Raw genomic sequence first — 14,764 nt, 5'->3', positions numbered from 1 at the left:
TGATCTGCCCGTGTGGCTTTTAAGTCAGGCATAAATTGGCCTGCAACATTGACTTATTTTGGCTGCGAGCTTACTATGGGCGACCAGCTTGAATTGGTAGTACGCTAGCAATAGCATTTAAATTTTAACTTTTGGAGAAAAACATGGCATTAACACAAATGGCATTAGACTCATTGGATTTCGACGCAACTATCGCTTTGGCAGAAAAAGTTGCTCCACACGTTGACATTCTGGAAATCGGTACACCATGCATCAAGCACAACGGTATCAAATTGCTGGAAACTCTGCGCGCTAAGTTCCCAAACAACAAGATCCTGGTTGACCTGAAAACTATGGACGCTGGTGAGTACGAGTCTGAGCCATTCTACAAAGCTGGTGCTGACATCTGCGTAGTTTTGGGCGTATCCGACATCGGTACAATCAAAGGCGTAATCAAAGCGGCTAACAAATACGGCAAAAAAGCTCAAGTTGACCTGATCAGCGTTGAAGACAAAGTTGCTAAAACTAAAGAAGTTGCTGCTGCTGGTGCACACATCATCGGTATCCACACTGGTTTGGACCAACAAGCTGCTGGTCAAACTCCATTTGCTGACCTGGCTGCTGTTGCCGGTTTGAACCTGGGTGTTGACATCTCTGTTGCTGGTGGCGTTAAAGCTGCTACAGCTGCTCAAGTACGTGACGCTGGCGCGACTATCATCGTTGCTGGTGCTGCTATCTACGGCGCTGCTGACCCAGCTGCTGCTGCTGCAGAAATCACTGCTATCGCTCACGCTTAATTCATTTAAGCATCAATAAGCAATTATTGATTAGCGATCATAAAAACCCGACCCAGTAATGTGTCGGGTTTTTTATTCAATTTTATGTTTACACAGGATTTAAAAATGGATCATCAACAATTTATTCTGGACAACCTGAAACGCATTCTTGACGTGACCGACAAATCAAAAGCAGCTGAGCTGCTCAAGTTGGTTGATGAGGCAGGTTCTACGTTCATTGGTGGCGCAGGTCGCTCACTGCTGGTCTCACGTTTCTTTGCCATGCGCCTGGTACACTCCGGTTACAGCGTTTACATGATCGGTGAAGTGGTGACTCCAGCCATCAAAAAAGGTGACTTGCTGGTATTGGTTTCTGGTTCCGGTGGTACAGCGACGTTGCTGCCATTTGTGAAAAAAGCCAAAGAAGTGGGCGCAAAACTGGTGGTTATCTCCATGAAGAAAACTTCTGCCATGGCAGATGTGGCTGACCTGGTGATTCAAATTGGTCAGGATGACAGCTTCCCACTGGTCAAAGGCATGCCTATGGGTGGTCAGTTCGAGCTGTCGACCTTGGTATTCCTTGAAGGCGCGATTTCTGAATTGATTCATGCTAAAGGCCTGACAGAAGAAGGCATGCGCGCATTGCATGCAAACCTTGAGTAAGTGTTTAGGCTTGGCCTATAAAAAACCGGTCGTATGACCGGTTTTTTTATGCGCCCCATTTGGATAAATCATGTGCTGTGAGTTGCTTTTGATGTAGCGCACTGGCGATCAATACGCCGCTGGCGCCTGCCTGCGATAAGGTTTCAATATCTTGCGCATCACGTACGCCACCAGCGGCATATAAAGCTTGTTGCGGATGCTGCGCTTTGAGCGTGGCCAGTTGTGTATGGTCTGGGCCGCGATTTGCCCCGACCTTGGACAAGCTCATGACGATGGTGGGGTGTGTCCATTGCTGTGGCGCTGAGAGCAGTTGGGTGGGCCCATGAAAGCCATCTTGGAAAAAGTCCAGCGAGAGTAGGCTGTTTGGGCACGTTTGCCGCATTTGTGCATAGGTTTGATCATCTTGCATAGACTCACTGGCCAGAATAGGGGTGATGCGGGCAGATTGCCAAGGAATCAGCTGGTCGGCGGTTTGAAAACCTGCGTCTATCCACCAGGCTAATTGCGGGAACTCGACCATCGCCTGCTGGATCAAGGACAGGTGGTTCGGCAACGTGCCTTGGCCAGTGATGGCATTTAAATCTGCAATATACAGGCAGTCAAACGGATAAACTTGTAAAATAGCTGCCACGATATCGATCAGGGCATGGCTCTCCGTCAGTTGCGATTGAATAGGACGGTAGTGCTGGCGCTGGCCTTGTATGGCCTGGACCACCTGGCCATGCATCAAATCGATGACGGGAATAATATGCAAAATACCACTCGTTTCAAAATCTGGGTTTGTGAATACATCAGCGCCGGCGGCTTGGTTGCAGAAGCCTTGCCTGCCAGTTTGCTGCAGGAAGGGCTGTTGATGCGAGATGCCCTATTGGCAGACCTGGCTGCGCTGGGCATGGATTGTATCACTAGCCATGACTACCGCGTGATGCCGCCTGCAATGGCGCAGAGTGTTGTTATAGAGGCGCATGAAAATGCGCATTCGGTATGGCAACAGCAACTCGCTGAGCAAGACATTGATGCCTGTTGGGTGATCGCACCCGAAACGCAGGGGATTCTGCAAGCGTTGTGTCATCTGGTGCAAGACATTGGCATTCCCTGGGTCGGATGCACGGCACAGGCTATTGCCGATACCACTAGCAAGGCATGCATGGCTGAGCTTTGTCACCAGGCCGGTGTGTCAGTGATGCCGCATGTCTTATTGGATGAATTGATAACATTGGAGTCACTCCCCTGGTATGGTCAGGGGCAGTTCCATGGCTGGGTAGTGAAACCTGATGATGGCGCGGGTTGCACTGCAACATATTACTTTAAAAAAGATTCTGAACTGATTGAATTTAAAAATAATTTAATCAATAATTCCTTGCTGAGTCTGACGCGATTTTTGCTACAGCCCTATGTGCCTGGCATCGCCTTGAGCATGTCGGTGGTGGCCACCACTACCGAGGTAAAAGTGATCGCTGCGCATCGCCAGCAGGTGAAAATCGTCAATGGTGAATTTACTTTTAACGGGGCTGGTGTCAACGAAGCGACGGATCAGATCCTCGCCATGCAGCGACTGGCCGAGCAAGTGCATCGTGCGATCCCGGGCCTGATCGGTTATTGGGGGGCGGATATGATTTTGAATGCAGCGGGCGCCTTGGTTCTGGTTGAAATCAATCCACGATTAACCACTCCGTATATTGGATTGTCGAGGATAATGAACAGCAATCCGGCAGGAGTCATTCTGCAGGCAGTATTAAACAATCAGTTACAAGCAGACGTGGCTAGCAGCTCGCTAAGACTCACGCTGAACACATTGCAAGAGGGGGGATATGACCAGGTCTAAACCTGTCATTGGATGGGATATTGGCGGTGCGCATGTCAAAGCGGTGATGCTGGATACACAATCGCAGGTACTCAACGTTTCACAGCAGGCATGCGCTTTATGGAAAGGCCTGCCGAGATTGGAAGAGGCCATCAAGCAGCTGTTGCATGACTGGCAATTGTCGGCGGACGAATGTGATCATGTCATTACCATGACCGGCGAGTTAGTGGATTTATTTGAAAATCGGGCACAAGGCGTACAAGCAATTGCGGAAACGGTCCATCGCTATTTGCCAGCCGCCAGGTTTTATCAGGCCACAAAGCGTTCAGGCATGACCTTTACCGACAATGTGACAGGCCAGGCGGAAACGATTGCATCGATGAATTGGCATGCCTCAGCACAATGTCTTGCCATGGCCTTGCCTGATGCCGCGATGGTTGTGGTTGATATCGGCAGTACGACTTGCGATCTGACACGATGTCAGCAGCAACAGGTCTTGCCCTCAGGCTGGACAGATGCCGAACGTATGCGGCAATCTGGACTCTGTTATACCGGTGTCGTCCGCACGCCGCTGATGGCGCTGGGGCCATTTATTGAATGGCAAGGTGCACAGCGGCATATCGCTGCCGAGTATTTTGCCACCACGGCGGATGTCTACCGTATTTTGGGCGAGCTGCCGGCCAGCGATGACCTGGCAGACACGGCGGATGGTCAAGGCAAATCGCTGTTAGAAAGCATGCGGCGCATCGCTCGTATGGTTGGGCATGATGTCGAATCAGCCGAGGACAACCTCTGGCAGTCTCTGGCGCAGGCGTTTAAAGCGGCGCAGCTCACCTTAATCAAGCACAGTATTCAGGCAGTAATCGCGCAGGGGCAAGACCGCCCGCAGACCTTGGTGGGTCTTGGTGCGGGCAGCTTTCTGGTCAGCCAATTGGCTGACGAATTGGGGATGAAGTACTACGCTGCTTCTGCTGTGGTAGAGGCTGCTGAGGCAAGTTTAAAAAAGGATGCAGAGGTGTGTTTTCCGGCCTATGCAGTGGCGAGGTTATGGCAGCAATGACATTGAATACGCTGACGCTCCCGTATGCTGAAGGCATGCATTGGTTCAAGCAGGTGAGAGACCTCACTTGGCCCATGTTGCTTGAAAGTGGGCAGATTGAGAAAACAGATGCAGTCGCGACCGTGGATGAAGAGATCAGCCTGGGCGCGCGCTTTGATATTGTGGTGGCTGCCCCTGTGGCGAGAATAATTCATCGGCATCCGCACACAGACGTGCTGGTTGATCAGCAGCGCACCCGCACGGAAGAAGATCCTTTCAAAGCCATTCAGCAATGGTTGCTCTCTCATCCTGTTGAACGTACCCCTGAGGTTCCGTTTGCGGGGGGCGCCCTCGGCTATTTTGCCTATGACTTGGGTCGCAGTATTGAAAAAATCCCAGTGATGGCGCAACAGGACGTGCCGTTGCCAGAGATGATGGTGGGCATTTATGACTGGGCGATCATCGTGGATCATCACGCACGGCAGTGCAAGCTGGTTTCGCATTTACGCTATCTGGATCAAGCAGGGCTTGAGCAGCTGCATGCCAGGCTGCTATCCACGGCGCCAGAACGCAATAGCGTACCATTTGAAGTCGTCGGCAACGTAGAGGCCAATCTGGATCAAGCCGCTTATGCTCAGGCCTTTACACGCGTCAAAGATTACATCCGTGCCGGGGATTGCTATCAGATTAACCTTGCGCAGCGTTTTGCCGTGGAGGTGCGCGGTGACGCCTGTCAGGCGTATGATCATTTCCGGCAATTGAGCCGTGCGCCTTTTATGGCGTTGATGCAAGTGGAGGACGGAGAGGGCTTGCCTGTTTCGGTTCTTTCCATGTCGCCTGAGCGTTTTTTGCAGGTGGTGGATCAACAGGTGGAAACGCGTCCGATCAAAGGCACTCGTCCGCGTCACCAAGATGCTGAGCAAGATGCGGCGATTGCTCAGGAGTTATCCGGCTGTATCAAGGACCGCGCCGAGAACCTCATGATTGTTGATCTGCTGCGCAACGACATTGGCAAAGTGTGTGCCGTCGGCTCGGTGAAGGTCGAAGCGTTATTCAAATTGCAGCGATTTACCAATGTGCATCATCTGGTCAGCATCGTTCGTGGTCAGCTGGCCAATGGGTTTCATGCGCTGGATTTGCTGCGCGGTTGCTTCCCTGGCGGCTCCATTACCGGTGCGCCCAAGTTGCGTGCGATGGAGATTATTGAGGAGTTGGAGCCGCATCGGCGTGGGATTTATTGCGGCAGTATCGGCTACATTGGCTTTGATGGTTGTATGGATACGAATATTGCGATTAGAACGGCGGTCATTGCCCAAGACCGCATGACGTTTTTTGCCGGCGGTGGCATTGTCGCTGATTCGGATTGCGCCAAAGAGTATCAGGAAACCTTTGACAAGGCGTCGCAGTTCTTCAAGCTGGTTGCGGCATTTAAAACAAAAAACGAATGGTCAGCAAAAAACTAATGTTCAGGAAGATGCGATGTGGGTGATCAAGCTAGGGGGTAGCGTGACCCACTATGATAGCCTGATGCAATGGCTAAAGCTGGTGGTGCGCTGGGGGGATGGTAAGGTGATCATCGTCCCCGGGGGCGGTGTGTATGCTGATGCGGTACGTGAGTTCCAGCGTTTGCGGGCGACGATGCCTGAGGGACATATCGATGACAGTCAGGCGCATGCGCTGGCAATTTACGCCATGGATCAAATGGCACGTAGCCTGGTAGCGATGATGCCCGCGCTAACTCTGGTGCGTAATCCCTTTGAAATTGCAGAGCGTGGCTGGCAACACCGTGGCCTGGTCTGGTTGCCGAGTGAAATGGCATTAAACCAGGCATTTGCCACGGAATATCCGCTGCCGCACAGCTGGGACGTGACCTCGGATAGCCTGGCCGCGTGGTTGGCTTTGCAACTGGATGCTTGTCAGTTGTTGCTGGTGAAGTCTGATGAACGCTTGCTGAGCCTAGACCAGGCGCTGACATTGCCGCAATTGCAGGAGATGGGCATGATAGACACTGGAGTTACTGCGCTCCTCAAGCTGGCGCGGTTTAAAACCCGGGTGGTGCATCAGAGTCAATACATGCTGTGCGAGCACGGCTTTGATGCCAGCCATTTTGATCGTTGTGGCGTGACGAGTATTTCAACTGCGTAATGCAGGTTTAGCCAGGCGCATTATTGAGGGGCTGTCTGCTCAAACTTGCCAAAATGCAGCATGATCGTGGGCAGAATCAGCAAATTAAGAATTGTTGAAGACACCAGCCCGCCGACAATAATGGTCGCCATCGGGCCTTCAATCTCCCGCCCGGGTTCGCCGCTGCCAATGGCGAGCGGGAGTAAGCCTAACGCCGTTACCAATGCGGTCATCAGCACCGAAGGCAGCCGTTCTGAGGCGCCACGAATGCAGGTTTCCAGATTCCATTCACAGCCTTCATGATCCACCAGATGCTGGAAGTGCGATACCATCATGATGGAGTTGCGCAACGTGATGCCAAACAAGGTGACGAACCCCACCAATGTGCCTACCGAGATCCAGCCGCCACTAAAAAAGGTCACCACTACGCCGCCAATCAAGGCAAAAGGCAGATTGGCAAAGGCTAGCAGCAGGTTACGCAGCCGGCCAAACGCCATGTATAGCATGAGAAAAATGGCGATGCCAGCGACCAGCGAATGAACAATTAGGTCCTGACGCGATTGCGCGTTAGCTTCAGCCTCACCCGAAAATTCAAGATAGTTGCCGGGATTGAGTGTCATCTTTTCATGTAAAGCGCTTTGTATCTGTTTAAGCAATAATGCCTGGTCACGCCCGGCCATATTGGCGGTGACAGTTTGGATGCGTTTGGCACCTGAATGCAGGATTTTTGACCGTCCACCTTCCTGCGCAACATAAGCGACATCAGACAGCTTGAGCATCTGGCCTTCGGGGTTGAAAATGGGCAGGTTGCGCATATCGGCAATATCGTCGCGTGCAGCATCATTGAGCAGCACGCTGACACCGACCGCTCGATTGCCAATGTAAACCTGGTTGACCGGCACCCCTTCATAGCAGGCTTTAACCGTCTCCAGGACGTCCATAGGCTGCAACCCCCACAATGCCAGTTTTTCCTGTTTGAGCCGAATCACAATCTCTGGCGTTTCAGGCGGGGATTGCACCATAACATCACGAATGCCGCGTATCCCGGCCAATACACTGGCGACTTTTTGTGCATCCCTGTCCAGGGCATCCAGGTCCTGGCCGTAAATATTAATCACCAGGCCAGCGGCGTAACCCGAGATGGTTTCTTCAATCCGCTCGGTTAAAAAAGTATTCATGGCAAAATTGGCGCCGACAAATCCAACCTCCACTTTACCGTCATCCTCTTCGTCCGTGGATTCGCCAGCCAGCTCCTCTCGGATGGCATGAAAAATACGCTCCTGCTCAGCGCCGGGCAAGGTGCCAGTTTCGACCTCAAACTCGCTGTAGTGCGTGCCAAACGTATCTGCTGCATTCGGGGCCCGGCCTACCCATTGGGCGACCGTTTTCACTCCGGGGATTTCCAGCAGGGTTTTAGTAACCTGATTGCCCAGCTTGAGTGACTGCAGCTCTGAAGTCCCCGGCACAGTAGTCATGTGCAGTACGTAGTGCCCTTCATGCAGGGAGGGAATAAATTGGCTCCTGAATAAAGGCAGCAGGGCCAGGCCGAGTGCAATACACACAAAGCTGCTCAGCAGAATGAGCTGATAATGCTGTTCAATGCGGTGGAGCAGGGCGACATAACGGTGCTTGAGCCAGTGTAATAAAGGTGATTCTTGCGCATCTAAAGGCGCTTTCGCCAGCAACAGATAACAGAGTGCGGGGGTAAGGGTGAGCGCGACGAATAATGAGGCTAAGATGGCAGAAATATAAGCGTAGCCCAATGGCGCGAACAATTTGCCTGCCACCCCTGTTAAGGTCAGCAACGGTAAAAATACCAGCGCGACAATCATGGTGGCGTAGACCACCGAACTGCGCACCTCCATCGAAGCTTGAAAAACCACGGTTGACAGCGGTTGTGGCTGTGCGAGCTGGCGGTTTTCGCGCAGGCGGCGGAAAATATTTTCCGTATCAATAATGGCGTCATCCACCACTTCGCCCAATGCAATCGCCAGTCCCCCCAGCACCATGATGTTGAGGCCTGCACCACACTGGTAGAGCACCACAATGGCGGTTAGCAGTGACAAGGGAATGGCGGTGGCAGAAATGACTGCCGTACGCACGTTGAACAAAAATACAAACAAGACGGCGATGACTAGTATGGAACCAATCAAGATATCGGAGCGCAGGCTGTGAATCGCCGTTTCAATAAAGTTGGCCGGGCGGAACAGGCCGGTGTGCAAGGTTGCTTGCGCGCGTTGCAAGCTGGGCTGTATCTCTGCCAGTTTTTGCTCCAGCTGTTTGGTGAGGGCGTATACGTTGGCCCCCAATTGCCCTTGCACCGATAGATAGACGCCCACCTTGCCATTGATCGCCGCACTGCTAATGGAGGGGGCCGCACCTTCTGCGACTTCGGCCACATCGCTGATGCGAATGGTCCGGCCAAGTTTGCGGAGCAGGGTAATGTGTGCGAGTTGCTGTGGTGTCGTGGTTTGCCCTTGCATATTCAGAATGAGGCGCTGATTGTCATTTTGGATAAACCCGGCCCCTCTGACTCCAGTTGCGCGGGAGGCCGCATTGACGACATCTTGCACATTCAGCTGGTATAGCATCAATTTGCGCGGATCAATCTTGATTTGAAACTGACGCACTTGTCCGCCATAGACATTGACGTCAGCCACGCCAGGTATGCTCATCAAATGCGGAGTCAGTTGCCAATCGACCAGGGTCCGTAGCGCCATCAGCGACAGCTTCTCCGAGGTAATACCCAGCCCGAGAACGGTACTGGCGGACGAGGTCAGCGGGGTCATTTTGGGAATAATGCCTGCAGGTAGCAGATTGCCCAGCATATTCAGGTGCTCCGCAACCATTTGCCGATTGCGGTATATGTCTGACTTGTCCTGGAAAACGACGGTGACGATGGACAAGCCTGGAATCGACTGCGAACGTAAGCTTTTGATGCCTATCGATCCGGAGAGCACGTTTTCAATCGGTTGTGTCACCATTTTTTCTACCAGGCTGGCGGACAAGCCCGGCGATTCGGTTTGAATCACCACCTGTGTTGGCGCAAACTCTGGAAAAACATTCAGGTCGCTCTGCTGCAGGCTATAAACACCATACAGTACTACCAGCAGGGCCAGGCCGATGATGACACCGTAAAAGCGGATGGAAAATCTGACTAGGGCTGCCATCATGGTTTGAAATCTCTATTTTTTTCAAACAGTTGCAGATTAATCTTCATTTTCATTCTTGATCTGAAATTTGAACTCTTCCGACAACAACAACTGTGCACCATGGGTGACGACTTCTGTGCCGGGCGTTAAATGGGTGTCGAACCAGCCGTGCTCGAGTTCAATATCAGAGGCCACCGGTTTGCGCAAAAAGGTATCTGGCTGGGTCTTGATGTAAATCCAGGCGATGCCCCCGTGCCAGGCAATCGCCTGGTTAGGCACCAGTACGCCCTTGAGTGATTTTGACGAGGCCTCGGCCGGAACCACATTGACCCGCATGCCTACCCGCAAATAATCGGCGGGCGCACTGTAAAAATAGGTTTTTCCGATATTGCTGATATCGGTTTGGATCGATTGCGAAACAAACTCTGCCCGGATGGGGGTGACTTCATCTTGAATCGGGGTCAGATAAACAACGGAGTCGGTGGCTGGTACCTCATAATTCAACGGAAAACTGACTTGTACCAGTACTTTTTTTTGCTTGATCAAGTCATTGAGCGGGCCTTGCGAAGGTTGCTGGGTGATGAGGGTGGCTAGCGGTTTGCCCCATTGTGCCACGATGGTGTCTGTGAGCGCCCTGAGTTGCTCTTGTGTCGTTTTGATATGCGTCTGGTCGCTAATCATCACTGACTGCGCCTCTTGTAGTGCCTTGTCCGAGATATTTTTGTCGTCTTCGTTCAGTTGCTTGTAACGCTGGTATTGCAGTTGATGGTTAGGCAACATGTTTTCAGCCAGTGCTAATTGTGACTTGAGTAGCTGATACTGGCTGTTGTAGTCCACCAGTGTCTGGATCGAGATCACCGAACCCAGCACCTTGATATTGCCATGGTATTGGTAAGCTTGCAGGGGCTGCACCTGGATGCCACTGTTTTTTTGCGTGGCTGCATTTAATTTGACCACTTGCAACCCATTTTGCTCGCTTACTCTTGACGGGCCTTCAATGGTTTCATCTCCGTCATTCTGGACGGATTCATACTCGTCGCGACCGACAATGGCAACGCACCATATCAAAACTACAATGAGTAAAACCTGAACCACAATAATCCACAGCGTTTTTTTATTCATTTGGCTGTTGCCTTTTGCTGTTGTTTTAGGGTGACCACCGGGCGCTGTGACAGCGCGATGGGTGTTTGCATTACGTTTTCAATCTCTTGCAATGCCCGCATGACATTGGCTTGCTGCAAAATGAGCCGTTGCTGCGCATTGTAAAATTGAATTTCGGCTTGCAAGTATTCCACTTTGTCGATCAGCCCTTGTCTCCACTGTTTTGCAAGCTGGGCTTTTCTCTGCATTTGCTGTTCATAGGTTTGTGTCAATGTGACCAGCAAACGTGCGCTATCGCGGTATTTGACATGCACCTGCTCTGAAGATTGAATCACCTGATGCTGTAAGGCATAAAATCGCGCAGCTTCATTCAGTCTCACTTGCTCGGCTTGTGCCCACAAATCCGAATTGCGGTTGAGCAGGTTCAGCATGGTGCTCAATCCCAATGACCAGATTTTATCGCCATATTCATACATGATGCCGGGGCTGAGCGAGAGGTTGGGGTAGCGCTTGGCCATCTCCAGTTTCAGTTGCGACTCAGCCTTGGCATATTGTGCTAAGCCGCGTTGAATGTCCATGCGGTTGGTCAGCGCATAATGTTGTATGGTGGTCGCATCGGCATATACCGCTGCATGCGCAAAGCGCTCCTTGAGAATTTGGGAAAGCTGGACTGGCGCCAGTTTAAACAGCGGGTTGTTTTGTGTGGTCAGTCCGGCATCATGCAAGATTTTCTGCTCGGTCTGTTTGATTTGAACACTGGTTTGCTGCAACTGCCAGGCTGACTGGTCACGCTGCAAACGAATCGGCAGCACGTCAGATTGCCCTGCGACTCCCACATCCAGCCGTTTCTGGTAAGCATCCAGCAATTGATCCTGTGCTGTTTGCAATTTGCTCAAGTTTGCCAGCATGGCTTGCTGCTCTGCCAGCAAAATCAAGTCTACGCTCAATTGCTGCCTGAGCATCCACGCCGTTTCCGCGATCTGTATTTTGGCGATGTCAGCTTGATATTGCGCGATTTCAATGCTGATTTGTCGCTTGTTAGCAGTAATCAGCGGGATACTCACTTGCAGGCTATAAGCCCAGGGGCTGATGTCACCATTGGCCTGGTTGCTATGCGCTAACTGGCTGTTCAAGCCGACTTGCGGCCGGAGTCCGGCACTGGTGATGCTGGCGAGCGCAACTGCGTAATCGGATTTTGCAACTTTAAGGGCTGGATGAAAATAAAGCGCAGATAAGGTCAGGCTATCCAAATCCCAGGTCTGGATAGGCCAGGCGGTCTGGGGTGCATTGCTTAGAACAAACGTCTTGAAGCCATCTTCATCCGGCACCGCTTCATGGATGGTGGTAATGTTTTCTTGTTGAGGAATCGGGTGTGGCTGAAAAGCAGTGCCGCAAGCAGTCAGTAACCATGGAAAAGCAAAAGCTAGCAGACGCATCACATCTCAAGCCCGCATGTCAGACATGCACTTCACCAGAACTTAGTTGACGATGGTCGCGTGAACAGCGTCCAGCGCGTCTTGTAACAGGTCTTCTGGCAGCTGATTAATGGTCGTGGCCAATAAATCAGCAGCTTCCACCGTGCGAATTGGCAAATCCGGTGTGTTGAGTTCTGCAATGAGTCCGGCAGCCACCCCGGTGATTTTGAGCAAAATTTCACGCTCTCGCATCAAGAGCTCAAGTTCCGCTCTAAGCATGTTTTCTTCGGCTGAATGCATATCCTGTCCTATAACAACGTTTTTATGATGATTAATCTGGCATCTTGCAGTTGAACGGCTGGCTTGTCAATCTGAACTCGGCAAGTTTGTGAAAGCTGATGCAATTAGGGTATACTATCGAATTGTCAGCGAACGATGGCAGTATGCGAAAGTGGCGAAATTGGTAGACGCACTGGATTTAGGTTCCAGCGCCTCGCGGCGTGAGAGTTCGAGTCTCTCCTTTCGCACCACCTCACCCGATGGGGGAGGATACAAATTAAAGGCTTCCTTTGCGGAGGCCTTTGTTGTTTTTGGCGGCCGTTCAATGGTCATGATAGACCGGCCTAAGCAAATGATCTTGAGTGATTTGAGCGAGTCATCTTTGAATGACGCTCTGAAAGGAACGAAAAATGAATATTGTACAAACAGCGAATGCACCAGCCGCGATCGGGCCTTACGCACAAGGTGTTGTCGTCGGGAATATGCTTTATACCTCAGGCCAAATCGCCTTGCGCCCTGATGGTACGCTCAATGATGGCGATATTGAGAGCCAGACGCGTCAGGTACTATCCAATTTGCAGGCCATTATCGAGGCTGCAGGGGGCAGTTTGCAGCAAGTTGTGAAAACAACCGTGTTTCTCAAGAATCTGGATGATTTTGTGGCGATGAATCAGGTGTATGCCGAAGTGTTCGGCACGCATACCCCGGCACGCTCCACGGTACAAGTGGCCAAATTGCCGCGCGATGTGCTGGTTGAGATTGAGACGATTGTTGCGCTTGCTTAATATGGCGAGTAAACATTGCTAAGCTAGGCGGCTTGCAATTAAAGTGCTTAGCCCCATCTTCGATTCATGTAGTGAGTATTTCGCATTTTGATGGGGTTGTCGTTTAAAAGTACAGTGTCTTTAGCCATGTGTTGTGCGCAGTTGCGCTAAACTGGCTTTAAGTTTATTTCAATTCAGACTTGTGTTATATTTTTACGCTCTTTTTTCATCATTTGATCGCCGGCCTCTGCCTTTAGAGTGTGGTCAGGTTGTGTGAAAACATTATTAAATGCGCATTCAATGGCGCTCACTTACATAACCCATCGTTAAATAACGATTTTTACAGGAAGTTCAGCATGGCAGCAGTATCTGTTGAAACAGTCAGCAACTTGGAACGTCGCATGACAATCAAAGTCCCTTTGGCACCGCTGGAAGGGCAAATCAGACAACGTTTACAGCAAATTTCACGTACCGCCAAGTTTGCTGGTTTCCGTCCGGGCAAAGCGCCCATGGGTTTGGTCAACCAGCACTACGGCAATCAGGTCCGCGATGAAGTGTACTCCAAAGCGGTAGAAACCAGCTTTGGTGAAGCGGTAGAGCAGAATCAGCTGCGTGTGGCAGGCTTCCCGAATATCGAACACATTCCGTTTAAGGATGCTGCAGAGGAATTTGAATACATTGCTACTTTCGAAATTTTCCCGGAAGTGAAACTGGGCGATCTGAGCAAAGTCAAAATTGAGCGTCCAGCGTTGGAGTTGACCGATGCCGATGTGGAAAAAACATTGGATGTGTTGGTGAAGCAGCGCGTGAGCTATGAGCCGGTCAAGCGCATGTCGAAAAAGGGTGACCGCATTAACATTACTTTGACCGCTTCTATTGATGGTGAGCAGGTTGAAAGTACTGGCGACCGTGGTATTGATCTTGTGATCGGTGAACCAGGCCGTGTGAAAGAATTTGACGATGCGTTGATCGGTGGCAAAGCTGGTACCGAAAAAACATTTGAGATCACTTATCCGGAAGATCACAATCCGGCGCAGTTGGCAGGTAAAACTGTGTCTTATGCGGTGAAGTTTGTTTCTGTGTCGCAGCCAGTCTACCCTGAAGTGGATGCTGAGTTTGCGAAAAGCCTCGGGGTGGAAGATGGCAACATCGACACCATGAAAGCTGAAATCAAGCAAAGCCTTGAGCAAGAAGTAGATAAACGTATCAAGGCACGGGTTAAAGAGTCTGTCTTCCAGGCCTTGGTCGATGAGAGCAGCTTTGAATTGCCTAAAGCGGTGATTGCGGCCGAGACTAATCGTTTGATGCAGGTTGCTGCACAAAACCTGCGTCAGCGCGGTGTGGATCCGGCACAAGTGCCTATGGAGCCTTCTGTGTTTGAAACGCAGGCACAGCGCAATGCCAAGTTGCGTTTGGTTTTAACTGAGTTGGTCAACACCAACAACTTGCAGGCCAATGCCGATCAGGTACGTGCGATGGTAGATACTTTCGCGCAAAGTTTTGAGAAACCTGAAGAGCTGGTCAACTGGTATTATGCAGATGTGAAACGTCTGGATGAGCCAGCGGCCTTGGCGACCGAAGAAAATGTTGTTGCCTGGGTGTTGGAAAAAGCCAAAGTAACAAACAAAAAAATTAAATTTGATGAATTGATGATGGCAGGTGCTTAAA

The 14,764-nt window shown here is 51.1% G+C and carries 13 protein-coding genes and 1 tRNA gene; 9 read left to right on the top strand and 5 right to left on the bottom strand.

What is annotated here, in order from left to right; translation table 11 throughout:
- Positions 1-143: 143 nt before the first annotated feature.
- Together hxlA and hxlB are read left to right on the top strand one after the other, a co-directional pair.
- The gene (gene hxlA, locus INP77_RS04535) at positions 144-776 is read left to right on the top strand and encodes a 3-hexulose-6-phosphate synthase (RefSeq protein ID WP_194747659.1); all 633 of its coding nucleotides are present in this window, start codon (positions 144-146) and stop codon (positions 774-776) included.
- A 105-nt stretch (positions 777-881) separates the two neighbouring features.
- Positions 882-1,418, top strand: a complete 537-nt coding sequence (hxlB, locus tag INP77_RS04530; RefSeq protein ID WP_091470596.1) for a 6-phospho-3-hexuloisomerase — start codon at positions 882-884, stop codon at positions 1,416-1,418.
- A 46-nt stretch (positions 1,419-1,464) separates the two neighbouring features.
- On the opposite strand, the gene INP77_RS04525 is transcribed toward hxlB, so the two are convergent.
- The gene (locus tag INP77_RS04525; RefSeq protein ID WP_194747658.1) at positions 1,465-2,172 is read right to left on the bottom strand and encodes a HisA/HisF-related TIM barrel protein; all 708 of its coding nucleotides are present in this window, start codon (positions 2,170-2,172) and stop codon (positions 1,465-1,467) included.
- On the opposite strand from INP77_RS04525, the gene INP77_RS04520 reads away from it, so the two are divergent.
- From INP77_RS04520 to INP77_RS04505, 4 genes are read left to right on the top strand one after another with little or no spacing between them, the layout of a single operon-like run.
- Positions 2,167-3,243, top strand: a complete 1,077-nt coding sequence (locus tag INP77_RS04520; RefSeq protein WP_194747657.1) for an ATP-grasp domain-containing protein — start codon at positions 2,167-2,169, stop codon at positions 3,241-3,243. The two genes, INP77_RS04525 and INP77_RS04520, sit on opposite strands and share 6 nt — an antisense overlap.
- A complete protein-coding gene (locus INP77_RS04515) occupies positions 3,230-4,282 on the top strand; it encodes a hydantoinase/oxoprolinase family protein (RefSeq protein ID WP_194747656.1) in 1,053 nt (350 codons plus the stop codon). The genes INP77_RS04520 and INP77_RS04515 overlap by 14 nt, the downstream gene beginning before the upstream one ends.
- Entirely contained in the window at positions 4,279-5,724 is a 1,446-nt protein-coding gene (gene pabB, locus INP77_RS04510; protein ID WP_194748429.1) for an aminodeoxychorismate synthase component I, read from the top strand. The genes INP77_RS04515 and pabB overlap by 4 nt, the downstream gene beginning before the upstream one ends.
- Positions 5,725-5,740: 16 nt before the next feature.
- Positions 5,741-6,406 carry a hypothetical protein gene (locus INP77_RS04505; RefSeq protein ID WP_194747655.1) on the top strand — a complete coding sequence of 222 codons (666 nt, stop codon included), beginning with the start codon at positions 5,741-5,743 and terminating at the stop codon, positions 6,404-6,406.
- Positions 6,407-6,426: 20 nt separating this feature from the next.
- Here INP77_RS04505 and INP77_RS04500 read toward each other — a convergent pair whose 3' ends face one another.
- The 4 genes from INP77_RS04500 to INP77_RS04485 are packed head-to-tail and all read right to left on the bottom strand — an operon-like array spanning position 6,427 to position 12,353.
- On the bottom strand, positions 6,427-9,558 hold the full coding sequence (locus INP77_RS04500) for an efflux RND transporter permease subunit (protein WP_194747654.1): 3,132 nt from the start codon (positions 9,556-9,558) through the stop codon (positions 6,427-6,429).
- A gap of 36 nt (positions 9,559-9,594) precedes the next feature.
- A complete protein-coding gene (locus INP77_RS04495) occupies positions 9,595-10,659 on the bottom strand; it encodes an efflux RND transporter periplasmic adaptor subunit (RefSeq protein ID WP_194747653.1) in 1,065 nt (354 codons plus the stop codon).
- On the bottom strand, positions 10,656-12,074 hold the full coding sequence (locus INP77_RS04490; protein ID WP_194747651.1) for a TolC family protein: 1,419 nt from the start codon (positions 12,072-12,074) through the stop codon (positions 10,656-10,658). The genes INP77_RS04495 and INP77_RS04490 overlap by 4 nt, the downstream gene beginning before the upstream one ends.
- 42 nt (positions 12,075-12,116) lie before the next feature.
- Positions 12,117-12,353: a hypothetical protein gene (locus INP77_RS04485; RefSeq protein ID WP_194747649.1), complete on the bottom strand. Its 237-nt coding sequence runs from the start codon at positions 12,351-12,353 to the stop codon at positions 12,117-12,119.
- A 145-nt stretch (positions 12,354-12,498) separates the two neighbouring features.
- On the opposite strand from INP77_RS04485, the gene INP77_RS04480 reads away from it, so the two are divergent.
- The 3 genes from INP77_RS04480 (at position 12,499) to tig (ending at position 14,763) form a co-directional block, all read left to right on the top strand.
- A tRNA-Leu gene (locus INP77_RS04480) sits at positions 12,499-12,583 on the top strand.
- Between the two features lie 159 nt (positions 12,584-12,742).
- Positions 12,743-13,117, top strand: a complete 375-nt coding sequence (locus INP77_RS04475) for a RidA family protein (RefSeq protein ID WP_194747647.1) — start codon at positions 12,743-12,745, stop codon at positions 13,115-13,117.
- A 335-nt stretch (positions 13,118-13,452) separates the two neighbouring features.
- A complete protein-coding gene (tig, locus tag INP77_RS04470) occupies positions 13,453-14,763 on the top strand; it encodes a trigger factor (RefSeq protein WP_194747645.1) in 1,311 nt (436 codons plus the stop codon).
- Position 14,764 lies beyond the last annotated feature (1 nt).

Origin of the sequence: Methylophilus sp. 13, from assembly GCF_015354335.1 — a bacterium.
Lineage (GTDB): Bacteria > Pseudomonadota > Gammaproteobacteria > Burkholderiales > Methylophilaceae > Methylophilus > Methylophilus glucosoxydans.
The sequence above is the reverse complement of the archived record's forward strand: the minus strand, read 5'-3'. Positions and strand labels throughout refer to the sequence as shown.

What these genes read in the sequence shown, in the direction of transcription:
- INP77_RS04495 (WP_194747653.1), bottom strand. Translation starts at nt 10,659, where the DNA reads ATGAATAAAAAAACGCTGTGGATTATTGTGGTTCAGGTTTTACTCATT.
- INP77_RS04500 (WP_194747654.1), bottom strand. Translation starts at nt 9,558, where the DNA reads ATGATGGCAGCCCTAGTCAGATTTTCCATCCGCTTTTACGGTGTCATC.
- INP77_RS04475 (WP_194747647.1), top strand. Translation starts at nt 12,743, where the DNA reads ATGAATATTGTACAAACAGCGAATGCACCAGCCGCGATCGGGCCTTAC.
- INP77_RS04485 (WP_194747649.1), bottom strand. Translation starts at nt 12,353, where the DNA reads ATGCATTCAGCCGAAGAAAACATGCTTAGAGCGGAACTTGAGCTCTTG.
- hxlA (WP_194747659.1), top strand. Translation starts at nt 144, where the DNA reads ATGGCATTAACACAAATGGCATTAGACTCATTGGATTTCGACGCAACT.
- INP77_RS04490 (WP_194747651.1), bottom strand. Translation starts at nt 12,074, where the DNA reads ATGCGTCTGCTAGCTTTTGCTTTTCCATGGTTACTGACTGCTTGCGGC.
- pabB (WP_194748429.1), top strand. Translation starts at nt 4,279, where the DNA reads ATGACATTGAATACGCTGACGCTCCCGTATGCTGAAGGCATGCATTGG.
- INP77_RS04520 (WP_194747657.1), top strand. Translation starts at nt 2,167, where the DNA reads ATGCAAAATACCACTCGTTTCAAAATCTGGGTTTGTGAATACATCAGC.
- INP77_RS04515 (WP_194747656.1), top strand. Translation starts at nt 3,230, where the DNA reads ATGACCAGGTCTAAACCTGTCATTGGATGGGATATTGGCGGTGCGCAT.
- tig (WP_194747645.1), top strand. Translation starts at nt 13,453, where the DNA reads ATGGCAGCAGTATCTGTTGAAACAGTCAGCAACTTGGAACGTCGCATG.
- hxlB (WP_091470596.1), top strand. Translation starts at nt 882, where the DNA reads ATGGATCATCAACAATTTATTCTGGACAACCTGAAACGCATTCTTGAC.
- INP77_RS04505 (WP_194747655.1), top strand. Translation starts at nt 5,741, where the DNA reads ATGTGGGTGATCAAGCTAGGGGGTAGCGTGACCCACTATGATAGCCTG.